This is a genomic window from Pseudomonas sp. S30 (assembly GCF_016518545.1).
Lineage (GTDB): Bacteria > Pseudomonadota > Gammaproteobacteria > Pseudomonadales > Pseudomonadaceae > Aquipseudomonas.
Map to the genome: position 1 here is coordinate 135806 of NZ_JACVTO010000004.1, position 23742 is coordinate 159547.

At 61.6% G+C, this 23742-nt stretch carries 19 protein-coding genes; 12 read left to right on the forward strand and 7 right to left on the reverse strand.

Going from position 1 to position 23742, the window contains the following annotated elements:
* The first annotated feature begins 261 nt into the window (after positions 1–261).
* From IAE34_RS06500 to IAE34_RS06535, 8 genes are all read left to right on the forward strand, one after another.
* Positions 262–1863, forward strand: coding sequence for an ABC transporter substrate-binding protein (locus IAE34_RS06500; protein ID WP_233630977.1), 1602 nt, complete (start codon positions 262–264; stop codon positions 1861–1863).
* The gene (locus tag IAE34_RS06505; protein WP_200138049.1) at positions 1860–2852 is read left to right on the forward strand and encodes an ABC transporter permease; all 993 of its coding nucleotides are present in this window, start codon (positions 1860–1862) and stop codon (positions 2850–2852) included. The genes IAE34_RS06500 and IAE34_RS06505 overlap by 4 nt, the downstream gene beginning before the upstream one ends.
* Positions 2849–3697 carry an ABC transporter permease gene (locus tag IAE34_RS06510; protein WP_200138050.1) on the forward strand — a complete coding sequence of 283 codons (849 nt, stop codon included), beginning with the start codon at positions 2849–2851 and terminating at the stop codon, positions 3695–3697. Before IAE34_RS06505 ends, IAE34_RS06510 begins: the two co-directional genes overlap by 4 nt.
* Complete coding sequence (locus IAE34_RS06515) at positions 3694–5316, forward strand: dipeptide ABC transporter ATP-binding protein (RefSeq protein ID WP_200138051.1); 1623 nt, start codon at positions 3694–3696, stop codon at positions 5314–5316. The genes IAE34_RS06510 and IAE34_RS06515 overlap by 4 nt, the downstream gene beginning before the upstream one ends.
* On the forward strand, positions 5310–6521 hold the full coding sequence (locus tag IAE34_RS06520; protein WP_200138052.1) for an LLM class flavin-dependent oxidoreductase: 1212 nt from the start codon (positions 5310–5312) through the stop codon (positions 6519–6521). The genes IAE34_RS06515 and IAE34_RS06520 overlap by 7 nt, the downstream gene beginning before the upstream one ends.
* Positions 6514–7362 (forward strand): alpha/beta fold hydrolase, encoded by an 849-nt coding sequence (locus tag IAE34_RS06525; protein ID WP_200138053.1) that lies wholly within the window; start codon positions 6514–6516, stop codon positions 7360–7362. Before IAE34_RS06520 ends, IAE34_RS06525 begins: the two co-directional genes overlap by 8 nt.
* Before the next feature lie 263 nt (positions 7363–7625).
* A complete protein-coding gene (locus IAE34_RS06530; protein ID WP_200138054.1) occupies positions 7626–8696 on the forward strand; it encodes a sigma-54 interaction domain-containing protein in 1071 nt (356 codons plus the stop codon).
* Between the two features lie 514 nt (positions 8697–9210).
* Entirely contained in the window at positions 9211–9918 is a 708-nt protein-coding gene (locus tag IAE34_RS06535) for a hypothetical protein (RefSeq protein WP_200138055.1), read from the forward strand.
* 743 nt (positions 9919–10661) lie between these two features.
* On the opposite strand, the gene IAE34_RS06540 is transcribed toward IAE34_RS06535, so the two are convergent.
* The 7 genes from IAE34_RS06540 to IAE34_RS06570 all read right to left on the reverse strand — a co-directional run bounded on the left by IAE34_RS06540 (position 10662) and on the right by IAE34_RS06570 (position 16574).
* A complete protein-coding gene (locus IAE34_RS06540; RefSeq protein WP_200138056.1) occupies positions 10662–11123 on the reverse strand; it encodes a type II toxin-antitoxin system YhaV family toxin in 462 nt (153 codons plus the stop codon).
* Complete coding sequence (locus tag IAE34_RS06545) at positions 11123–11440, reverse strand: type II toxin-antitoxin system PrlF family antitoxin (RefSeq protein ID WP_200138057.1); 318 nt, start codon at positions 11438–11440, stop codon at positions 11123–11125. The genes IAE34_RS06540 and IAE34_RS06545 overlap by 1 nt, the downstream gene beginning before the upstream one ends.
* Before the next feature lie 248 nt (positions 11441–11688).
* Positions 11689–12297 carry a His-Xaa-Ser repeat protein HxsA gene (gene hxsA, locus IAE34_RS06550; protein ID WP_200138058.1) on the reverse strand — a complete coding sequence of 203 codons (609 nt, stop codon included), beginning with the start codon at positions 12295–12297 and terminating at the stop codon, positions 11689–11691.
* Positions 12294–13529 (reverse strand): His-Xaa-Ser system radical SAM maturase HxsC, encoded by a 1236-nt coding sequence (gene hxsC / locus IAE34_RS06555; protein ID WP_200138059.1) that lies wholly within the window; start codon positions 13527–13529, stop codon positions 12294–12296. Before hxsC ends, hxsA begins: the two co-directional genes overlap by 4 nt.
* Positions 13529–15016: a His-Xaa-Ser system radical SAM maturase HxsB gene (gene hxsB, locus IAE34_RS06560; protein ID WP_200138060.1), complete on the reverse strand. Its 1488-nt coding sequence runs from the start codon at positions 15014–15016 to the stop codon at positions 13529–13531. The genes hxsC and hxsB overlap by 1 nt, the downstream gene beginning before the upstream one ends.
* Positions 15013–15312 (reverse strand): His-Xaa-Ser system protein HxsD, encoded by a 300-nt coding sequence (gene hxsD / locus IAE34_RS06565; RefSeq protein WP_200138061.1) that lies wholly within the window; start codon positions 15310–15312, stop codon positions 15013–15015. Before hxsD ends, hxsB begins: the two co-directional genes overlap by 4 nt.
* Before the next feature lie 347 nt (positions 15313–15659).
* Complete coding sequence (locus IAE34_RS06570; RefSeq protein WP_233630979.1) at positions 15660–16574, reverse strand: LysR family transcriptional regulator; 915 nt, start codon at positions 16572–16574, stop codon at positions 15660–15662.
* Between the two features lie 186 nt (positions 16575–16760).
* Between IAE34_RS06570 and IAE34_RS06575 the strand changes: the two genes are divergently transcribed.
* The 4 genes from IAE34_RS06575 to IAE34_RS06590 all read left to right on the forward strand — a co-directional run bounded on the left by IAE34_RS06575 (position 16761) and on the right by IAE34_RS06590 (position 23680).
* Complete coding sequence (locus tag IAE34_RS06575; RefSeq protein WP_200138062.1) at positions 16761–17786, forward strand: zinc-dependent alcohol dehydrogenase family protein; 1026 nt, start codon at positions 16761–16763, stop codon at positions 17784–17786.
* Between the two features lie 525 nt (positions 17787–18311).
* Positions 18312–19661 (forward strand): hypothetical protein, encoded by a 1350-nt coding sequence (locus IAE34_RS06580; RefSeq protein ID WP_200138063.1) that lies wholly within the window; start codon positions 18312–18314, stop codon positions 19659–19661.
* A gap of 111 nt (positions 19662–19772) precedes the next feature.
* Positions 19773–21425, forward strand: a complete 1653-nt coding sequence (locus tag IAE34_RS06585) for a VRR-NUC domain-containing protein (RefSeq protein ID WP_200138064.1) — start codon at positions 19773–19775, stop codon at positions 21423–21425.
* Entirely contained in the window at positions 21422–23680 is a 2259-nt protein-coding gene (locus IAE34_RS06590) for an ATP-dependent DNA helicase (protein ID WP_200138065.1), read from the forward strand. The genes IAE34_RS06585 and IAE34_RS06590 overlap by 4 nt, the downstream gene beginning before the upstream one ends.
* Positions 23681–23742 lie beyond the last annotated feature (62 nt).

Consider the following 23742-nt stretch of genomic DNA (forward strand, 5'->3'; position numbering starts at 1 on the left):
GTCATCATGGGTGAACTCGCACACCTAGGCGCGGGGTGTTGGAGATTGGAGAGCAAAGCCTGTGCCAGGGTCGGGCCCCTGTGGATCCGCGGCCCAACGCGAAATCACGCTGCTGCTTTTTCCACACTCCGGCTACCGCGTTGTGGTTTTTTCACCAGCGCTGGCCCGTGCTGAACCTCCTCCGGCCCGGTTTCACGGTACGCCAATCCCATGGCATAGCGCTTGCTAAATCCCCAGCAGACCATTTGCCAAGGAGTCACCATGCCCGCGCCTCATCGCCCCCCGAGTCACCCCCTGAAGAGCCTGGGACTGGCCCTGCTGGCCTTCGCCGCGCTGCTCGGTGGCAATGCCCAGGCTGAACCACGGGACGGGGGCATCCTCAGCCTGGTGGCTCAGCCGGAGCCGCCGTCGCTGATGCACGGGGTCGTCACCCACGTGTCCACCCAGTACGTCAGTGGCAAGGTGCTGCAAGGCCTGCTCACCTTCGACACCGAGCTCAAACCGCAACCGGTGCTGGCGAAAAGCTGGAGTGTCTCGCCCGATGGCCTGACCTACACCTTCGACCTGCAACCCGGCGTCACCTGGCACGACGGCAAACCGTTCACCGAACAGGACGTGCTGTTCAGCTTCCAGACGTTCTACCCCGAGGTGGACAAGCGCATTGGCTCGATCTTCGAGCAGTTCGTCGCGTCCATCGAGTCGAGCAAGCCGCTGCAGGTCACCTTCCACCTGAAGAAACCGTTCGCGCCGCTGCTGTCGTCTCTGGGCAGCGGATTGCGGCCGATCGTGCCCAAGCACCTGTACGAGGGCACCGATTTGCGTGCCAATCCCTACAATCTCAAGCCGGTTGGCACCGGGCCTTTCGTCTTCCAGGAGTGGAAGCGCGGCGCCTACATCAAGCTGGCGAAAAACCCCGGCTACTGGAAAAAAGGCTTGCCGCACCTGGACGGGGTGATTTTCCACGTGATCCCCGACGGCGCCTCCCGCGCCGCCGCCTTCGAGCGCAACGACGTGCAGGTGCTGCGCGCCGGCGATGCCGACTACGCCGATCTCAAGCGCCTCTCGGGGCTGCCGGGGGTGAAGTCCTCGGAGCAGGGCTACGAGCTGTACGCCGGGCTGGCCTTCCTGCAGATCAACACGCGCAAGCCGCCGCTGGACAACCCCAAGGTCCGTCAGGCGATCCTCACCGCGCTGAACCGTCAGTTCATCGTCGACAACATCTTCTTCGGCGCCGGCCGCGTGTCCCAGGGGCCCTTCGTCTCCAGCTCGCCTTATCACGACCCGCAACTGCCGCAGTACGCCTACGACCTGAAGAAAGCCAAGGCGCTGATCGCCGAGTCCGGGGTGGACGTCGGCGCGGTGCGCATCCGCCTGCTCAACGGCGAGAAAGGCGGGGCCTGGGAGCGCCTTGCCGAGTACACCAAACAGGCTCTCCAGCCGCTCGGCTTCAAAGTCCAGGTGGTGACTTCGGACGCGGCGACCTGGTTCCAGCGGGTCAGCGACTGGGACTTCGACCTGACCTACAACTTCATTTTCCAGATCGGCGACCCCTATCTGACCAATGCCTACCTGTACCGCTCCGACTACATCGTCAAGACCTCGCCCTTCGCCAATGTCAGCGGCTATGCCAATCCCGAGGCCGACCGCCTGTGGAACCAGGTCGCCGACACCGCCGAGGGGCCGGAACGGCAAAAACTCTACAGCCAGCTTGAGCGACTGCTGAACCAGGATCTGCCCATCGCACCGATCTTCGAGATGCGCTACCCGACCCTCTACCACACTCAGGTGCACAACCTGCTGCGCACCGCCACCAGCCTCAATGAAGACTACGAGAGCGTCTACCTCGACGCTCCCGCGCCATGAACGGCCTGTGGTTCTTCGGCGCGCGCCTGGGCCGCGCCGCCCTGATGGTGGTCGGGGTACTGGTATTGTGCTTCGTGCTGATCCGCCTCGCGCCGGGCGATCCAGCGTTACTGATGGCGGGGGAGGCCGGGGTGGACGATCCGGCCTTCATCGCCAACCTGCGCCAGCAGATGGGCCTGGATCAGCCGCTGCAGCAGCAGCTGCTGATCTACCTCGGCCAGGTGGCGCAACTGGATCTCGGCTATTCCTACCGTAACCAGACAAGCGTCTGGGCGCTGTTGGCCGAGCGCCTGCCGGCGACCCTGAGCCTGATGGGCTCGGCCTTCGTGCTGTCGTCGTTGCTGGGTGTCACCCTCGGGGTCATCGCCGCCCGTGCCCGGCAGCGCCGGCACTGGCTCGACGGGGTGATCTCCCAGGGCGCGCTGTTGCTCTATGCCGTACCGACCTTCTGGCTGGCGATGCTGCTGATCCTGCTGTTTTCGGTGAAGCTCGACTGGCTGCCGGCGTTCGGCATGGAGAGCGTCGCCCGCGACCTGCACGGCGGCGCCTGGCTGGCCGACCGGCTTCGCCACTTGCTGCTGCCGTGCCTGTCGCTGAGCTTCCTGTTCCTTGCCCTGTACATCCACCTGACCCGCGCCGCGACGCTTGAAGCCATGCAGCAGGAATACGTCTACACCGCCCGGGCCAAGGGCCTGCGTCCACGGCGCATCCTGCTTGGGCACGTGCTGCGCAATGCCTTGCTGCCGGTGGTGACCTTCGCCGGCCTGCAACTGGGTCAACTGGCCAGCGGCGCCTTGCTAGTGGAAGTCGTGTATTCCTGGCCAGGCATTGGCCGATTGATGTACGACGCCCTGGCGCAACGGGATTACGGCGTGTTGATGGGGGGCTTTGTGCTGATCTCGCTGCTGGTGGTGGGTTTCAACCTGCTCACCGATCTGCTGTGTCGCTGGCTCGACCCGCGTATCGGGGCTGGAGGGCAGAGTGCATGAGTACTCTTTCCGTAGGAAGACGTTTTCTCGGCCAGCGCTCGGCCCTGCTCGGTGCGGCCTGGCTGCTGCTGTTGGGCCTGCTGGCCCTGGCCGCACCCTGGATCAGCCAGGGCGACCCCTGGGAGATGGCCGCGCAGCCGATGCTGGCGCCCTTGCAGGACAGCGCGCACTGGCTGGGCACCGACCTGCTCGGTCGCGACCTCGGCGCCGGGCTGCTGTATGGCGCACGGGTGTCCCTGGCGGTGGCGCTGCTGGCTAGCCTTGCAACTCTGCTGGTGGGCCTGGTGTTCGGGGCCATCGCCGGCTACTTCGGCGGTTGGCTGGATGGCGTGCTGATGCGCATTGCCGAGTTCTTCCAGATCATTCCGCAACTGGTGCTGGCGGTGATCCTGGTGGCGATCCTCGAACCCTCGCTGGGCTCCATCGTTCTGGCCATTTCCCTGGTGGCCTGGCCGGCGGTGGCGCGCCTGGCGCGCGCCGAGTTCCTCAGCCTGCGTCAGCGGGAATTCGTCCAGGCGGCGCGGGTGCTCGGCCAGTCGCCGCTGGCCATCCTGTTCCAGCAGATCCTGCCCAATGCGCTGGCGCCATTGCTGGTGATCCTGACCTTCGTCATGGCCACGGCGATTCTCACCGAGGCGGCCCTGGCGTTTCTCGGCCTGGGCGATCCGGAGGCGATGAGCTGGGGCTACATGATCAATGCCTCCCGTGGCCTGCTGCGGGAGGCCTGGTGGATGAGCCTGCTGCCAGGGCTGGCGATCCTGTTTTGCGTGCTGGCGGTGAACCGCGTCGGCGAGGGCCTGCGGGTCGCCTTCGACGCGGCCCGTCGGCCTGGAGATTTCCCATGAGTGCACTATTGACCATCGAGCACCTGCGTATCGCCTTGCCCGCGGGTGCCGACCGCAGCCATGCGCTGCATGACCTGTCCCTGACTCTGGCGGCGGGGGAGTGCCTGTGTGTGGTGGGCGAGTCCGGCTCGGGCAAGTCCATGTTGGCCAAGGCGTTGCTGCGCCTGTTGCCGCCCGGTCCGCGGGTCGAGGGCGGGCGTATCGCCTTTCGCGGCAAGGACCTGGCCGATCACGATGAAGAGGCCATGCGCCAGTTGCGTGGCCGGGACATCAGCATGGTCTTCCAGGAGCCCATGAGCGCGCTGAACCCACTGCTCGGCGTCGGCCGGCAGATCGACGAGACCCTCCAGGCCCATGGCATCAAGAGCAAGGCCGCGCGGCGGCGGCGGGTGATCGAGCTGCTGGGGTATGTCGGCCTGCCGGATCCCGAACGCCTGCGTCATGCCTTGCCGTTCGAGCTGTCCGGTGGCCAGCGCCAGCGCGTGGTGATCGCCATGGCACTGGCCTTCGCCCCGGGTCTGCTGATCGCCGACGAGCCGACCTCGGCGCTGGATGTCACCACCCAGGCGCAGATCCTTGCCCTGCTGCGGCGTATCCAGCAGGAAAAAGGCATGGCCATGCTGTTCATCACCCACGACTTCTCCGTGGTGGAGGCCATCGCCGACCGTGTGCTGGTCCTGGAAAAAGGCCGGCTGGTGGAGCAGGGCACGGTTCTGGAGGTGCTGCAACGACCGCAGCAAAGCTACACCCGGCAACTACTGGCGGCGGTGAGCGCCAGCGCCCTGCACCCACGCCCGGCGTTGCACGACGAGGCGGTGGTGCTGGAGGCGAAGGCGCTGGACAAGGTCTTCAGTCGCCGCGCCGGCTGGCGGGGGCGGCGCAGCACCCGCGCGCTGGACGGGGTCGACCTGCGTCTGGTGGAAGGTGAAACCCTCGGAATCGTCGGTGAATCCGGCTCGGGCAAATCGACCTTGGGCCGGGCACTGGTGCGGCTGCTGGCAGTGGACGGTGGCAGCATCCAGTGGCAGGGGCGGGACGTCGGCGAGCTGTCCCAGTCGCGCCTGCGCGGCTTGCGCGGCGCGGTGCAGATGATCTTTCAGGACCCCTTCGCCTCGCTCAATCCTCGCCAGTGCATCGACACCATCCTGATGACCGGGCCCCTGGCCCTGGGCGTGGGTCGCGACGAGGCGGCGCGGCGGGCGCGTGAGGTGCTGGCGCTGGTGGGGCTGCCGGCTACTGCACTGCAGCGTTACCCCCACGAGTTTTCCGGCGGCCAGCGCCAGCGCATCGGCATTGCCCGGGCCCTGATGGTACAGCCGAAGATCCTGATCGCCGATGAATGCGTTTCGGCCCTGGATGCCCTGGTCCAGGTGCAGATCCTTGAATTGTTGGAGTCGCTGCAACGGCGTCTGAAGCTCGCCATCGTTTTCATCACCCACGACCTGCGGGTCGCCGCTCGGCTGTGTGACCGCATCGCAGTCATGCAGCGTGGGCAGGTGGTGGAGTCGGGCGACACGGCGCGTGTGCTCAATCACCCGCAGCACCCCTATACCCGCGAACTGCTTGGCGGTGTTCGACACAGCCTGGCGCCGCAGGCAGCGGAGGTGGCTGCATGCTGAGCCTCAATGCCTTCCTCATGGCCACCGGGCACCATGTCGCCGGCTGGCGGCATCCTGCAGCCCGGGCCGATGGCGGGCTGGACTTCGAGCATTACCGGCACCTGGCACAGACCGCCGAGCGCGGCTGTTTCGATGCGATCTTTCTTTCCGATACGCTGGCGATGCTGCCCGGTAGCCATGCCGCCCTGAGCCGCATGTCGCGCACCGAGCATTTCGAGCCGCTGACCCTGCTCGCAGGGCTGGCAGCCGTCACCGAGCGCATTGGACTAGTGTCTACCGTGACCACGTCCTATAACAGCATCGACAGTGTGGCCCGTGCTTTCATCTCGCTCGAGCACCTGAGCGGCGGACGTGCCGGCTGGAACCTGGTCACGTCCAGCAATGCCGAGGAAGCCTTCAATTTCGGTCTCGACACTCATGTCGAGCATGCCCGGCGTTATGTCCTGGCCCGTGATTTCCTTGAGCGGGTGCGGGCGCATTGGGCGCTAAAAGGCGTGGCGCCGGTGCAGGTGCTGGCGGGCGCTTCCAAGGCCGGCTGCGAACTGGCCGCCGCCCATGCGGAAATGGTCTTCACTGCCCAGCCCGAGCTGGCGGCTGCGAAGCAGTTCTACCGCCAGCTCAAGGGCATGCTGCCGCGCCATGGGCGTCAGGCGCAGCAGATGAAGATCATGCCGGGGGTGCTGCCCATTGTCGCCCAGAGCAATGCCGAAGCGCAGGCGCTGTTCGAGCGGTTGCAGGCTCTGGTTCAGCCCGAGGTGGGCTTGTCGTTGCTGGCGGACATTGCCGGAGGCACGGACCTGTCGATCCATCCACTGGACGGGCCTTTGCCGGAGCTGCCAGCGACCCAGTCCGGGGTCAGCCGTCGCGACCTGCTGATCGCCGTGGCTCGCCGCGAGCGGTTGACCATCCGTCAGCTGTACCTGCGCATGGCGGCGGCGCGGGGGCACCTGGTGGTGGTCGGCGATGCGCGGCGGGTTGCCGACTGTCTTGAACAATGGTTCGTCGAGGGCGCCGCGGATGGCTTCAATGTGATGCCGCCGTACCTGCCCGGGGGGCTGGAAGCCTTCGTCGAACTGGTGGTGCCCGAACTGCAACGCCGGGGGCTGTTCCGCCGTGCCTATGAGGGCCGGACCTTGCGTGATCACCTGGGGCTTTCCCGCCCCGTTCATTCGCTTTCAGAAGAGGTACGAACGGCTCATGGCTGACTATCGCGACCTGCCGCACGTGCGCGGCGAACTGCTGCAGATCCGTCCCGGCCGGCGGCTGAGCGTGGCCTATCAGGCGGGCGGTGACAGCGTGGTGTTCTTTGGCCATGGCGGCGGCGGCAACAAGGACCAGTGGCGCGAGCTCTGGCGCGAGTTGGGCCGGCGCGGCTACAGCCTGGTGGCCTGGGACCTGCTCGGTCATGGTGCCAGTGACCGACCCAACGATCCCAGGGCCTATGCCTGGAATGAGCTGGTGGCGGACGAGCTTGAGGTACTGCGGCGCTTTGGTGGGCAGCGCAACGTCATCGTCGCCCACTCGTTCGGCACCGGGCTGGCGTTGAGCGCTTTGCTGGCGGGCCCGGCGGTGAAAATCGAGGCGGCCTTGCTGCTGGGCAGCCAGTTGCACAGGCCGTTGAAGCGCAAAGGCCTGCTGAACTTGCCGGTGTGGGTCCTGGAATTTTTCAGGCCGCGCCTGGCCCGGGGTTTTCGCCAGGCGGCCTGGCATCCCAAGGCTGATCCGGCGCTAGTGGCCTATGAGGATGGGCTGGCCCAAGGCAATTCGCTGCGGGTGTTCAAGGCGCTGGTCGCCCATGCACGTTGGCCGGATTCCGTGGCGTTGACGCGGCTTGAGGTGCCGATCGCGGTCGTGGCCGGTGACCGTGATGGCTTGACCCCGGCTCAGGGCGGCGAGGAACTGGCCCGGCAGCTGCCGCAGGCGACATTCCGGGTGCTGGAGAACTGTGGGCATCAGTTGATGCTGGAGAAGCCGGGGGAGGTGCTGGAGGCGTTCGAGGGGTTGCTGGCGCGGGTTGACCTGCTGGAGCCTGTGCAACGGGTTTGATCGGGTTGACTATGGGTACGTGATTCCTGGCTTGTCCGTGATAGGGCCACCGGGTTCATCAAGTACGACGTCGCCTTCATGACAGAGCAGGCGAGCCGCTGGGACTCACTGGTTGATATTCAGCACTAGGTGAAGCAAGTTGTTGCAGAATCAGCAATCCAGAAAGGCAGTTATTTTCTAATGCTTTTTTAATATTTCTGGCTATAAGCAGGCCCGCGTTACAGTGGCAACTTTCTTACAGCGAACATCGGGACGTATTTGCCATGAGCGGTTCTCAGGGACATCCGACCCCGATTCTGACGCTGCCCAACGGTGCCAAGGATCCCCTGTCGATCCGGGCCAAGGCTCTGGTCTTCGCCGACCCGCGCTCGCGGCAACTGTTGGAATACCTGCAACGGGTCGGGCCCAGCGAGGCACCGGTGCTGATCAACGGCGAGACCGGCACGGGTAAGGAACTGGTAGCGCGCTACATCCATGCCGCCAGCGGACGCAGCGGGGCCTTCGTCGCGGTGAATTGCGGGGCGATTAGCGAGAACCTTGCCGAAAGCGAGTTCTTCGGCCACGAGGCGGGCTCCTTCTCCGGGGCCACCGGCCGGCGTGTCGGCTGGTTCGAGGAGGCGGACGGCGGAACCCTGTTTCTCGACGAGATCGGCGATCTGCCTTTGCCCCTGCAGGTCAAGCTGCTGCGGGTGCTGCAAGAGCAGGAAGTAGTACGGGTCGGCTCGCGTAAACCGGTGAAGATCGATATCCGCCTGGTCACTGCCACCAACGTCAATCTGGAGCAGGCGGTGGAGGCGGGCAATTTCCGCCTCGACTTGTTCTATCGCATCAATGTTGCCCAGGTCGCGGTGTTGCCGCTGCGCGAGCGTCCGCTGGATATCCTGCCGCTGGTGGAGCACTTCCGCGCGCTTTACAGCGCACGCTTGAAGATCGCCGAGCCGATGGTGTCCGAGTCCGCCGCCCAGGCATTGCTGGACTATCCGTGGCCAGGAAACATTCGAGAACTGGAGAACGTCGTGCACCTGGCCCTGCTGGTGGCGGGCGACAAGCCGATCCGCCCGGAGCACTTGAAGTTCTCGGCGGGGCTCAGCGCCTTGTCCGCTGGGGCCAGCAGCGTGGTCAAACTGCCGCAGGAGGTGATTCGCGAGCAGTTGCTACGGCTGTTCGACACCCCCGGCGATTCGCTGCTCGACGATATCGAGGACCTGTTGGTGCGCGAGGCCTTCGCCCATTGTGGCTTCAACCAGTTGCGCACCGCCGAGTTGCTGGGTATTACCCGTAATGCCATGCGTACCTTGCTGGTGAATCACGGGATGCTCAAAGGGCGAGTTTGAACGAGCAGTTGCCCGCTGTATCAATGGTTATCCGGCCTTGCCAAGCGCTTTTAATTAAAGAAACATTCTGCCCGTAAAAACCAGGGCGGTAGCACATGTAGCTTGGGTGAGCGGTATGAGATGGAAAGTTCTCTGTCAGCGTGCAGATAAACCCGGCACCTCTTTCCGCACCCAGTTCCTCGAGTGCATCCGCAGCGCAACCGAAGGCGTGCACGCTAATAATGCAGCGCGGTTCAGACGCGATCGGTGACCTCTCCAGTGCTTCAGCTCATGTGGGCCATCGTATGATGTAGTGGTAAACTCATCCCGACAAGCTTTTGAGTTTTTCTTCAGGTTTCGATGGCTTTAGCCTTGTCAGCTTAATAATGATAAATTCACCGTGAAGTCAGATGGGGGATTTCTTGAGCGTTGATTGTTTGGCAAAAGTAAACGGTTCGGTAATGGGAAGGTACATGTGAGGGTTGGTGTTTTTATCGTAGGCTTATATACTTGTGTGTGGCAATTGCTGCGAATAATGAGTGCGATCATTCTGCTGCCTATTTTCTGTTTTTTTATTTTTTTGATAGTGGAGTCTCCGAAGAAAACGGTGGTCTCGCCGCCCGACTCCACACAGCCGGTTTGTGGTCGAGTCTTCGGGAAGACGATATCCGTACCACGCCATTATGTGATGTTCTGGGCAGAGTATGAGGGTGAAAGTTCTTGGGACAAGGAAACGTTCCGTCGCCACACGGGGTGCGCTATAGATCTCGTTTCATTACCCATGGTGGTGTCCTGGCCCGATTTTCAGCCGCCGAACCAAGCCAAGTATTTTCAACAGGGACTGAGATTTGAAGGTTTGGATATTGTGCTAACACCAACTGAAAGCAATGGCTTCGATCTGCGGTCGCGGCTAAATTTTCTTCTCGGTCGTGATCAAGAAGGGGGGCTCGAGCCCGTTGAGTATGTTGAGTCGCTGGGGCTTTACCTCACCCGACGGCAAGATAAGACATTTCCAGAGAACACTAATGAATATTATTGGCGCGAAGAAGACGGTGACATACAGGCTGTTTTTGAGTGCTTAGGCGGTCGAAATGGAGGCAAGGTCTATAGCTGCCAGGGAGAGTTCTTTCTTGAGCAGTTAGCGTCAAAGGTAGCAGTCGGTTTTACGCCGGATAAGTTGGATGCCTGGAAAAAAATTATTGACTCAACTAAGACGTTTGTGCTGTCTAACATAGTTGACTAAGGAGTTGATTCGTACCGCAGGGTGGGTTAAAGGACTTGTATTTGGAGACGTTGCGCACCACGAAGCGCGGATCTTACATGGCTAGATTTTCAAGGCAACGGTTCACTCACAGATGCCTGGACCTCGAACTCTATATTTACAGTGATGACAGAAAAATTCCGGGGACAAAGGCGAGGTGCTGAACTCGGCATAAGCCGGGCCGACCATCGCATTGGGGGGGGGGGCGGCTCCGGTAACCCGGCGCTGGTGGCAATAATGGGCTGGTAGGAGGTACGGGCCGCAGCATTCTTATCGGTGGCCGCTGCAAGTCGGTGATCCATGCTGGCTCGCAGGGCGATGTAATCTATCCCTGCGAAGGTGAGTGCCTCATGCGCACTGGTGGTAGCGCTGATAGGATCTTTGGATTTTCTGCTGATCAAGCATAAGCAGGATGAAGGCTCGCAAGCACAGCAGGAGGAGCGACACCACTCCCAGGCACAGGATCCTCATCTTCTGGAAATGGATGGCCCTTGATGGCCTGCGGGAAAACAGAAATGATCAGCTGAACAACCCGCCGAATGACTGCTAAAGACTCTCAGGATCCCCAAAAAACATTTGGGCATCCATGCGAATCAACAAGTTATGAGTCGGAAATTGAATTTGTACCCCTAGAAGTACACCTTTTTGCAGTGGTTACGAGTGGAAGAGAGTGGACGCACTGAGGGGCGGTGTTGAACGTGTTATCACTTGCCAAAGCGTGCCGCTTACGCTTTGGGCTTATCCCAGTCACTACGCGTCGCAGCAATCAGCGCGTCCCAGTCATCAGGAGGATTGCCGTGGCCCGGCATCTTCTCGAATACGGCGTAGGGAGCGGATTTGCTGCCTGCGGACCGTGGGGTATTTTCGTCGTTGACCCATGCATAGACGATGACCTTGGATCTTGAGTCGTAGCGAAAGAACAGCCGAAAGCGCCTGCCGATTTTTGCGCGGCGCCAATGTCGGTAGGCGGTGCCCAGCGTGTTGCCTTGGCGGAACTCATCACGGCCCGGGTCGGTTGGTACAGCCTCCATGATCAGATGGCTCAATGCCCGAAACAGCTTCACGTTGGCGTTGCTTTCAAAACCTTGTGGGTCGTTTTGCTCGACCCGGGCGGCGGCTTCTTGCAATTTGCGTAGCTGTAAAGTCACACCTTCATGGAACAACAATGTCCAGCCATGTTGCAGCATCAGATCGCGACCTCACCATCGATATCTTCGTCCAGGTTTACGGAGTGATTTGCGTTGGCGAGCATGGTTTGCGCCAAGTCTTCCGGCAGGGTGGTGAGGTTACGTCCGCTTCGGACATCAGCCTCCAGCAAACCCAGGAATGCGCCGATGGCAGGATCCTCATGGATGGCTTCTACACGGCTGACCACGACTTCACCGTCGCGTACGTCGAATGCGATCTTGCCGCCTGTATCAATGCCCAGTAGCTGGCGAACGGATTTGGGCAGTGTGACCTGGCCCTTCGAGGTCAGCGTGGCGATTTCGTGGATGGCAGGCATGGGTGATCTCCCGGGTCGATTGATCGAATGGTAAGGAATAGTCCTTACGTGGTCAATCATGGTGTTCTGCTCCCAAGTGTAAGCGGGGCAGGTGCTCAACAACCACCTCAGGATTACTTACTCTACCTCCCGGGGAGTCATCTTGCAGATGGTCGAGCAACCTCTAGCGAGTGTTGCCGACTTGAGTGTTGTGCAGCACGGGAAATTCGTGCGTTGTTGAATCTGCGCCAGCTTCAACCCAAAGCGACTCAGGGGATTTTGATCCCCAACGCATTCAGCGATGGCGTATCCATCCGACCATTGACTGTCAGCCCACTGTCCATCTGAAAGGCCATCAACGCACCACGCGTCGCTTTACCCATCACCCCATCAATGGCGCCTTGGTAATACTGACGCACCATCAGCGCGGTCTGCACACGGGTGACCAGGTTACTTTTCTGCTCATTGGTCGCGCGGCTCTTTGACGTGTTCGAGCTGGTCCCGCGGGTAGTGCCAGACGACTGATAAAGGCTGTTGCTGCTTGGTGTGCTGCTCGGTGTACTCGATGTGCTGTAGCTTCGGGTAGTGGTCGCGGGTGGACTGTAGTAGCGAGGTGCGCTATAGCCCCCAGAGCCGCTGTAGTGAGAGCTGTGCGAGCTGTGGGACCGGTGCGAGCTGTGCGAGCGATGTGCCGCATAGATGTTGACGGTGTCTGGCGCATTGAGCGTATCGGCAAATACTGGGGGCTGTAGCTTGTCGATGGGTTGCCATTTAGCATCGGCGAGCGGCATAGAGCCCACCTGTGCCAGGGTGGTACTTACCATTGGCAGCAGGCTGATCCCACTGATCAGGACTTTCCAGCGGTCGAGCAATTTCACTGTGCACTCCTTGCATAGGCACTAAAGGCTTCGGTCGATAGTGGTTGTACGCCGCGGCTCTGCCAGCGGTCGGTGTGGGATTTGAAAAAGCCAGAGCAATGTTTGACGGCAGCGCATTGTTGGCAGGTATCGATGAACAGGTTCTTCCAGTCCGAGATGCTCTGGCGGGCGAAACGTGAGAGGTGTGCCGGGATCAGGCACAGGGGCAAGTTGTAGATCGAAACCGGCATCCCGCGGTTGAAAAGGAAATACACGGCCTGGCTCAACGACTGCTGATAGTCCAGCGGGTCAATCCACAATTCTTCATAGTTCTTCCTGGCCAGGCCGGTACTTTCGATACCCATCAGCGCAACATGATGCACGAAGGGCAGGTTTCTGAACACGTAGTAGGCGAGCTCGGGCAAGCGTGGCGTAGTCAGGCGATTGAGCACCACACGTATTTCGACGATTTGGTTGGCCCGCGCCAGGTTGTAAAGACCTTGCAGAGTTTCGCTAAACGCGCCTGGAGCCTGTACCACATGGTCATGGTCTTCGGCATTGTCGGCGTACAGCGGGATGCCCCAGCTCAACTGGGGGTGGCCGATGGCAGAGAGCGCTGCGATCCAGCTCGGGTCTTGGAACAGGCGCCCGTTGCTGAGTACATGAATAGATTTCTGCGGCAGAACGGCTTTGCACTTGGCCAGGATTTCCAGCAGGCCGTTGCGATAAAGCGTTGGTTCTCCGCCGCTGATTCCCAGATTCTCCTCGCCCGGGTCCATCAGGTCGATCAGCCGTAGGTTCTCCTCGATGTGCCAACGGTCATCGATATCTTTGGGCGGCTGCGAGCACATCAGACAGAGGCTGTTGCAACGATCGGTCATGAACAGCAGGTTGCTGTCTGAGCCTCGTCGATAGAGTACTCGCACCAACGTGTTGCCTGGCGTGATGGCAATGACGTCGCCGGGCTGCACGACATCCGCATCTTTGGGTGTGTGGAGATATGGTCGCGCGCTGTCGAAGTCGCCGATCAATGGCTCTGGGATCAGGAATCCACCCACTGGCAATGACAGCAGATGCGGACTCCGTAGCCGTTCTTCGTTTGGCAGCCAAAATAGCAGGTCACCTAACTCAGCGCTTCCGGCACAAACAGCCAGGCCTTGTTCGATAAACTCATCCAGCGTGATGACCTTGAGCAGTTTCGGCCCATTCAGGTGATGGATTTCGAAGTGGGTATCTTTGCGCAGCATCGCCATCAGCCCCTGTAACCCGGGAACCGGACATCGTTGTAAGAGCGCCTGTTCAACCAGGACAGCAGCACCCTCTGCACGTTATCGTCGCCATCGTAAAGCAGACCGAATAGATGCTTCAGAAGCCCCATGTTCTTCTTGCAAAAGCTGCTGAACACTCGGTGTCCGATCGGATCAGCTTGGCGGGCATAGTGCTCGATAGGGTCAGCGCCACAGTACGGGACAAGTGCGCAATCGGAGCAGCCCGGCAGCGTCTCTGCTACACCACTGGCGAGCAACGCATTCATAACTGGCGATGCGAGTAATTCCGACAAGGGTTGCTGCACAGTGCCGAGCCGCAAGCCGTCTTCACCCATTTCCAGCAGCATTCGGGCTTCGTCCGAGGGATAGACGTAGCCGTCATAGTTGTAAACCAGTGCTGCAGTGCCAGCGCCAGCAGGGGATCGCAGGTCTACGTACCCGGAGGAGAAGGGTGTCAGGATATTTTTCAGCAGCAGGCTTGTGTAACTCTCTGAGAGGTATACGCCCTGCTGGTTGATGTGCAGCAAATAGGCCAGTGCTTTCTTGTAGAAGGCCAGGTATCGCTCAATAGGGTAATCAAGTCGATGGGCACTCTTGGTGGCAAACCCATAAGGGCTTAGAGGTCGAAGCGAGATGCTGGAGAAACCCTGGCTTACATACTCATCGATGATCGCTTCAGGTTGTTCGAGGCTCCTTGAAGTCAGCGTGGTCAGTGCGGAAACCGCATCATGGCCAAGGCGCTCACGGACCCACTGGATACCTTTTACAGTGCGTTCGTAGGAGTCTCGTGACGGGGTAGGGCGGTTAGCATTGTGTAAGGGCGCCGGCCCATCGAGCGAAGTCGAAAACTGGATGCGATTTTGTTCTGCGAAGTCGAGTATTTCCTCCGTCAGGTGGTGCAGCGTGGTGGTGATGACGAACTGGATATCCCGTTGTTCGACCACGTTCCGCTCAACGACCCATTCGACGATCTGGCGGACGCGTTCGAAGGCCAGAAGCGGCTCGCCACCCTGAAACTCCACAGTGAGGGCAGGGGCGTTCGATTCGAACAGGCGATCGACCGCCGCTTGTGCATCCGCTTCCGACAGGTCGTGTCCGGACCCTCCCACAGGGGCCCGCGACACTTGGCAGTACTGACAGGTGTGGTTACAGCGCAATGTAACCACGAACAAGTGCAGTGCAGGCCCCTGGAAGAGGAAGTCCTTGCGGCTGCGATACTGCGCAGCCATTTCCGGGAACGGATCGTGGCGGCCTGGTTCGTAGATGAAGTGGCGGGCCAGCAGGTCCTTGTAAAAAGGCGTAGTTGCTTGAAGGTCGAAGTAACTGAGGGCTCGTAATTGCGCGTCGTTCACGTGCATGTACTCACCGGTATCGGAGGTGAGCAGGATGTCACGGTCATTTCCCGTGTTCATGCGCATGAATCGAAAAGGCAGCAAGCGGTAGTGCTTGGCGTCTGTCGCAATCAGTGTCACTGGGAAATCCCACATCCAGCGAGCGCGGCTCGGGCCAGGACTTCGCGCAACCCTACTGTTTCGCGGTTGATATGGTCGCGTAGGGCGAAGTCGTTCAGATGCTGAAGGATCAGCGAGTAAGCTTGCTCTGGGGAAAGCGTTAGCCTTGCTTCAGCGGGGTGGGCCGTGAGGCTTATCTGATTGGCTTCAATACCGACCTGGATCGTGACAGTGTCGGCCAGGCAATAAGCGGCGCGTTGCACCACGCTGAGCGGGTAGGCTGCACTGTCGAGTTTTAGCGTGACTGGCCATGTCATCGGAACCGGTCCTTCAAATCCGTTGGGAGCGTGTGGATTTTGCCGGTTGACGAGGCATTATGCCATCATAATTTTTTTACATTTGCACGCGTTTGTCCAGCCTGGCGGGTGGTGAGCTCACTACGGCTCGGTCATTGAGACGGGGTAGGGTCGCGGGTTCATATCTCCCTCAGTCCACCCATCGCCATCTATAACCTGCTTGGCCTCAGGCTGGGGGCATCCTTTTCAAACCATCCATAGCATGCCCTCAAATATGCCCCCAATGTAGCAATCCACTGGAAGTAAATAGAGCTCCATGGTTTGTGGAAAGGCAGAGATGATCAGATGAACAGCCTATCCGGCGGCGACTAAAGACTCTCAGGATCCCCGAAAAACATCTGAATCCGCGACCGCAACCACCGCTCGGCCGGGTCATTGTCCTGGGCGCCGCGCCAGGCCATGTGCAGTTCGAAGGTCTGCACCTCCAGCGGCAGGTCCTCGGCGCGCAGGCCGCCTGCTGCGATCAGGGTTTCGGCGGCGTAGTCCGGCACGGTGGCGAGGATGTCGGTGCCGGCCAGCAGACTGCCCAGACCGTTGAACTGCGGCACGGCCAGTACCACGTGTCGCTTGCGGCCTATGCCTTCCAGAGTTTCGTCGATGAAACCCGACAGGTCGCCGGCGAAGGACACCAGCGCGTGGGGGCGGGCGCAGAAATCGTCCAGGCTGAGCGCGCCGGGTACGCTGTCGGCGCGCAACAACTGGGGTTTGCTGCGGCGCAGCACCTTGCGCTTGGCGTTGGCCGGCAGGTCGGAGGTATAGCTGACGCCGACGGAAATTTCGCCCGAGGCCAGCAGCGTCGGCATCAACAGGTAGTTGACCCGACGCACCACCAGCACGATGCCTGGCGCCTCGGCGCGGATGCGCTTGAGCAACTGCGGCAGCAGGGCGAACTCGGCGTCGTCCGACAGGCCGATGCGAAACACTGCCGTGCTGGTGGCGGGGTCGAACTCGGCCGCGCGGCTCACGGCGGTGGAGATCGAGTCCAGGGCCGGAGAGAGCAGGGCGAAGATTTCCTGTGCCCGTGCCGAGGGCTCCATGCTGCGGCCCGTACGCACGAACAGCGGGTCGTCGAACAGGTTGCGCAACCGTGACAGCGCCGCGCTGATCGCCGGCTGACCAAGGAACAGCTTTTCGGCAGCGCGGGTCACGCTGCGTTCGTGCATCAGCGTTTCGAACACGATCAGCAGGTTGAGGTCTACTCGGCGCAGATCGTTGCGATTCATCGGTTGGTGCCACCTTGCTCAAATGGGTCGGGATGAATAGTAAGGGCAAAGACTGCTAATCTGCACGGATTTACCGGCCTCGGATCAATCGCAGGCATGTCGACTATTAATGGCCACTGATGGTCTAACCGGCAAAGCCCCGATAAAGTTCGTGGTAATACGAGAGTCATAAAGGTGAGGTAGGCGATGTCCCGCATGATCCGGTTCCACAAGTTCGGCCCGGCCGATGTGCTGCGCTGCGAGGAGCAGGCTGAACCGTCGCCCGCCGCCGGCGAAGTGCAGGTGCGCGTCGAAGCCATCGGCGTGAGCTGGTATGACGTGCTCTGGCGGCAGAACCTGGCCCCGTCCCATGCGCGCCTGCCGGCTGGTATCGGTCATGAAATGGCGGGTGTGGTGACCCAGGTCGGCGAAGGTGTCGACGATATCGCCATCGGTGATCGCGTGGCCAGTTTCCCCGCCACCAGTCCCAACGAGCACCCGGTCTATGGCGAGGTCATCGTGCTGCCGCGCACCGCCATTACCCGCTACCCCGAGCATCTCACCCCGGTGGAAGCGAGCGTTCACTACACTCCGCTGCTGATCGCGTATTTCGCCTATGTGGATCTTGCCCGTGCCAAGGCAGGGCAGTCTGCCCTGGTCACCGATGCTAGCCATTGCGCGGGGCCTGCCTTCGTGCAACTGGGCAAGGCCCTGGGCCTGCGGGTGTTTGCCGCCACCAAGGAGCCGGAGCAGCGCGATTATCTGTTGAGCCTGGGAGCCGACAAGGTCATCGTCACAGAGGAGCAGGATCTGCTCATGCAGATCGGCAAGCACACCGATGGCCGGGGGGTCGACATGGTTCTCGACGGAATGGGTGGGCCGCAGATGTCGCTGCTGGGCGATGTCCTGGCACCTCGTGGCAGCTTGGTCCTGTACGGCCTGCAGGGCGGCAACCAGACACCGTTCCCGGCGTGCGCGGCCTTCCAGAAGAACATCCAGTTCCACGTGCACTGCATCGGCAACTTCACGGGCAAGCCGGAGCTGGGCATCGCCCAGGACCAGGTGGCGATGCAGCGGGCGTTGCGTGATATCAATCAGTTCACTGCCGATAAACTGCTGACGCCGCAGATCATCCGGGTATTTCCGTTCGAGCAGGCGGTACAGGCCCATCGGCTGATGGATGAATGCCCGTGTGGCGGGCGCATCGTACTGGAGCTGGGATCCTCGTCCTGAAGCGATGCTCGCGGATGGTCAGTGAGGCGTAAACCGGCCGCCCCGCGTCAACCCTGGCAAATCTCATGCAGATACCAGAATTGGCGGGGCGGCTTTTTTACGCCCTCGAACAGCAACCTTCATCGTCCTATTCATGCTCAGAAACTTCCTACAGTTGTATAGCCTCTATCCGGCATACTTTTATAGATAATTAAAATCGACCATCTGAATAATCTATCCAGTCCTTGCGTCAAGCACATTGTTTTGCTCCTGTCTGTGCTACTTTCTTCAATGAAGTTGTCAAAAATGCCAATCCATTGTGTCAATGAGTATGCCGCTATCGGTAATGGCTTTATGATGTCCAGGCGGCAGTAGGCCGCTCAATGCAGGGCTCTGGCCTCGCGCATGCTCGATGCTGAGATGTTCAAGATAATAGGCGTGGAAACGTCCAAAATATCTGTAGGAGTATTCCGCAAGTCTAGTTCTGATCAATTTCCAGTTCATTGGCCTGCGGCTAAGTGCGCTCAAGGAAAGGAGTGATAATCGATGAGCAATATCCATGATCAGGCGATGTACTACATTTACCAGCAGGTGCTGGAGCGTCTGATGGAACATATGACCCAGGCTCAACGCGCCTCGGTGCAACTGTTGATCCAGCGACTGCTGGTGTCGGCCGGCGGAGTCGAATACCTTCATGATTTTCGGCTGCTGGTGGTGCTGGGTCATGATCGTAGTACCTTGAGCCTGCTGGCATTTCTGCGGGCTGCGCAGTTGAGCATCGCCTTGCGCGCGCCTGATACTTTTCGTCTGCAGGTGGTGGTGGGCAGCCGGACCGCGCTTACCGACGATCTGCTCGATACCTTCGAACAGGCCTGCACAACCCTGTTCCTGCAAGACGACCCGCGGGTGGAATTGCTGGCCGCCAGTGGCAGTCGGGTGCAGAGTTTCAGCCGCCAGGCCTTGTGCGGGGTCGAGCCGCTGGATGCAGATCGCGACATGCTATTGATGTTCGGCCATCTTGCGGCGGGACAGCCGGAGGCTGTGCTGGGCAGCCGCCTGCACCTGGAGGCGGCGGATACGCTGCGAGCGCTATTGATCTGTGGCGCTGCGCCCAGCGCGCTGGTCACCGCTATCCCAGCTCGTCAGCGTCAGCGCTATGTCGCCTGGAGTCGCGCGACGATGCGCCTGAGCGGCGAGCGCGGCGATCCGGCCGTGCATCGCTGCGCGGGCGCGTTGTGCGAAATGCTCGGTCGCGTGCACGGCCTGCTGGCATCGGCGCTGCACGATCCCGGCAACGCGGTGAGCGGGCCTCGGGCAGAGTTGGCATTGCGGGTGATCGCCGTGGATGATCTGCTGAACCATCCTCAGGCCGACGATCGGCTGATCAGCGCGCTGGGCCTGCGCCGCTCGCCGTCTGCCAGTGCGGCGCTGGCTGCGACCTGCATCGATCCAGCCTATCTGAATCATCTGCAAGGTCTGTACGTCCACTGGTCGCAGCCGGGCAGCGACACTGCCTGGATGTCGAACGAGTCGAGCAGTGGCCTGTTCAAGCGAGCCTACGGTATAGACGAGGTGCAGTTGACCTGCCTGCTGTTCGCGCCGTTCGCCGAACGAGGCGAGGGGTTGGCGAACTTCATCGAGCGCTGTCATCCGGCAATGCGCGGAGCTTTGCCGCACCTGCATCAGGCGCTGCAAGGCGAGCCATGCCCGCAGAGCGTGGTGCAGTGGATGCTCGACACCAGTGGTCTGTCACTTGCCCAGTTGCGTGCCCTGTACGAGGGACGTATCGATCCGATCGTCTCGCGGCTGGTGCGCAGGCTGGCGCGTCGTGATACCCACCTGCGGCTGATCGGACCGTCCAGGCCACACCCGAGTGCTGCGACGGCTGGTTCATGACCTGGCTGGCAGCGACCGACTCTACGCGCGGACCGTCGGTCCGTTGCGTTTGCCAGGTACGCGGTTCTGTATGTATAACCAGTGCTTCCATTGGTTTTTCGATCCATCGCCGTGATTGCCCATTCCGTCGACGACCCTCTTTATTACCTGCACAATTTCCGCCAGGTCCTGCATTGGGTCGGGCAGCGCTATGCCGATCTGCTCGACCGTCATGAGCACGCGTTCCTGACGCAGTTCGCCGAGCTTCCCCAGGCTGCACAGGCACTGTTGGTGCGAATGGTCATGCGCAAGGGCGAGCTGTTCCGCGAGGATCGCCTCGATTATGCCGAGATCGGCGAGACGGCGGCGGCGCTCGAGCCCCTGCTCGCCCTGGATTGGGTGTGCGTAGCGCCGCTGCTGGATCTCGAGCAGCTGTTTGCGTTATTGCGCAAGGATGAACTGGTGCACTGTTTCGCCGATCGGCTGAGTCAGCCGAAGGCCACCAAGGGTCGGCTGCTGGCCGAGCTGCAACCGCTGTCCCTGGCAGAACGGCGATTGAACGACTGGTACGAGGGTACGCCCCTGCGCATCGTGCATTGGCGTCTGCAACCGCTGTGCGATCGTCTGCGCCTGTTGTTCTTCGGCAACCTGTATCAGGACTGGTCGGAGTTCGTGTTGGCCGATCTTGGCCTGTTGCGCTACGAGCAGGTCAGCTTCAGCCTGGATTCACGGGCCTTGCGCCACCGCGACGATGTGGATCTGGCGCTGGCCCTGCATGCCTGTGCCGAACGCCTCGAACTAGGTGAGGCGCCGGGCGCGTTGCTGGCCTCGTTGTCCTGCCTGAACAGCGCCAACCCCTGGTTGGCGCGTCGACGGGCCAGGGTGCTGTATGCCATCGGGCAGCAATGCGAGCGTCTGGGGGAGTGGTCGTTGGCGACCGAAGTCTATCAAGGGCTGGCCCACCCGCAGGCGCGGATTCGCCAGGTGCGGGTGCTGGAGCGCAGCGAGCGATGGCAATGCGCTCACGCGTTGGCGCAGCACATGGCCGAGGCGCCCGCCAATGCGCTGGAGGTGCAGGCGCTGGCGCGCATGTTGCCGCGCCTGGCGCGCAAGCTGGGCGGGCCGCCACGTCGACGTCGTGCGACGGTGGTAGAGGAACTGATCGAGTTGCAGCTCCCCTTCGAGACCGCGGGGCAGGGTGTTGAACGGGCTGTGCGAGACCATCTGCAGAACGGCGGCGGCGAGGTGCATTATGTGGAGAACACCCTGTTCAACAGCCTGTTCGGCCTGTTGTGCTGGGACGCGATCTTCGCGCCGCTGCCGGGCGCCTTTTTCCACCCCTATCAGTCCGCACCCCAGGATCTGCACGACGACGACTTCCAGTTGCGCCGTACCGAGCTGTTCGAGGCCTGTTTCGCCCAACTCGACGACGGGCGCTACCGGCAGACCATTCGCGAGCGCTTCGTCAGCAAGCACGGCTTGCAATCGCCGTTCGTATTCTGGGGGGCGCTGAACGACACGCTGCTCGAACAGGCACTGGCCTGTGTACCAGCCGAACACCTCAAGCAGTGTTTCGCACGGCTGCTGCAGGACATCCGCAATAACCGCACGGGTATGCCTGACCTCATCCAGTTCTGGCCTGAACAGGGGCGTTACCGCATGATCGAGGTCAAGGGCCCGGGCGATCGGCTTCAGGACAACCAGCTGCGCTGGCTGGAGTTCTGCAAGACTCATGCGATGCCCCTGGCGGTGTGCCATGTACGCTGGTGCGAGGCGGCGGCGTGATTTCCAGCGTGGCGGTGCGCGCGCTTTGCGAGTTCGCCGCCAAGGTGGGCGATCTGGACCTGCGCTTCACCCCATCGCCCACGGCGCAGCAGGGCATCGAGGGTCACCGCCGCGTGGTGGCCAGGCGTGAGCCTGGGTACGAGGCGGAGGTGGCCCTGGAGAGCGATTATCGGGGGCTGCGCGTACGCGGCCGAGCGGACGGCTTCGACCCGCTGCGCAATCGCGTCGAGGAGATCAAGACCCATCGCGGCAGCCTGGAGCGGCAGCCGGACAACCATCGCCAGCTGCATTGGGCCCAGGCCAAGGTGTATGCCTGGTTGCTGTGTCAGTCCAGGTCGCTGAGCCAGATCGAGGTCGCGCTGGTCTACCTCGATATCGACACCGAGCGTCAGACGCTCTTCACCCAGCAGCACCAGGCCGACGACCTCAGAGCCTTTTTCGAGGGCCTGTGCCAGCGGTTCATGGGGTGGGCCCAGGCGCAGAGCACTCGCCTGCGCGAGCGCGATCGCGACCTGCAGGCGCTGAGGTTTCCCTATGCCGATTTCCGTCAGGGGCAGCGTCAACTGGCCGAAACCCTGTACAAGGCCGTGGCCACGGGCCGCTGCCTGATGGCCCAGGCCAGTACCGGCATCGGCAAGACGCTCGGCACGCTGTTTCCGTTGCTCAAGGCCATTGCTCCGCAACGACTGGACAAGCTGTTCTTCCTCACCGCCAAGACCCCGGGACGCGCGCTGGCGCTGGATGCGCTGCGCCAGATCGTCCGTGCCACGCCGCAGCCGCGTCTACGGGCACTGGAACTGATTGCCCGGGACAAGGCCTGCGAATATCCAGGCAGCGCGTGCCATGGTGAGTCGTGTCCGCTGGCAAAGGGATTCTACGATCGCCTGCCTGCCGCTCGCGAAGCGGCCGCCCAGGTGCCGCTGCTCGACCGCAACGGCTTGCGCGACGTCGCGATGGCCCATCAGGTGTGTCCCTACTACCTTGGCCAGGAAATGGCGCGCTGGGTCGACCTGGTGGTGGCCGACTACAACTACTACTTCGATGCCCACGCGCTGTTGTTCGGCCTGAGCCAGGTCAATCAGTGGCGTGTTGCCGTGCTGGTGGACGAGGCCCACAACCTGGTCGAGCGCGGTCGCGCCATGTACAGCGCCAGTTTCGACCAGGGTCAGTTGTCCGCACTTCGGCGCAGCAAACCGGCGGGCTTGACGAGCGTGCTGGATCGCCTCAACCGGCAATGGAATGCCCTGTACAAGCTGCAAACAGCACCTTATGAGCCGTGTGAGGTCCTCCCCGAGGCGTTCATGCAAGCCCTGCAGCGCTGTACTGCGGCGATTCAGGAGCAGTTCGAGCAGGCTCCGGCGCAGGTCGATCCGGCCTTGTTGCAGTTCTACTTCCAGGCGTTGCAATTCAGCCGTGTGGCCGAACTGTTCGACGAACACTACCTGTTCGATATCTCGGTGCGCCAGGGGCCGAAGCGTCGTCAGTGGGCGACATTGACCTTGCGCAACGTGATCCCGGCACGGCTGCTCGGCCCACGCATGGCGGCGGCGCAGAGCGTCACGCTGTTCTCCGCGACACTGGGCCCGCGGCATTACTACGCCGATCTGCTGGGAATGCCTACCGACACCGCATGGCTCGAGGTGGCCGCACCGTTTCGCGCCGAGCAGTTGCGGGTGCGTATCGTCAGCGAGGTTTCGACCCGCTACCAACAGCGCCACCGCTCGCTGGCACCTATCGTCGAGTTGATCGGCACGCAGTACCAGCAGCAACCTGGCAACTACCTGGCGTTCTTCAGCAGCTTCGAATACCTGCAGCAGGTCGCGTCGTTATTCGCCGAGCGCCACCCGGAGGTCGCGTGCTGGTGTCAGGCCCCAGGTATGGACGAAACGGCGCGCGAGGGCTTTCTCGCCCGGTTCGAAGAAGGCGGGCAGGGCATCGGGTTCGCGGTGCTGGGTGGGGCCTTCGGCGAGGGTGTCGATCTGCCGGGCACGCGATTGATCGGCGCCTTCGTCGCGACCCTGGGCTTGCCCCAGGTCAACCCGGTCAACGAACAGTTCAAGTTGCGACTGGGCCGTCAGTTCGGTGCCGGCTTCGACTACACCTACCTCTATCCCGGTGTGCGCAAAGTGGTGCAGGCAGCCGGGCGGGTGATCCGTGGCGATCAGGATCGCGGAGTGCTGTTCCTGATCGACGAACGTTTCAGCGAGGCGCGCGTACAGCAGATGTTTCCGGCTTGGTGGCAGATCGCCAATTAGCCGCTCAGACGCCATCGCGCGGTAGTGCAACTCCCAGTACACTGCGCGTTCAAACACCTACA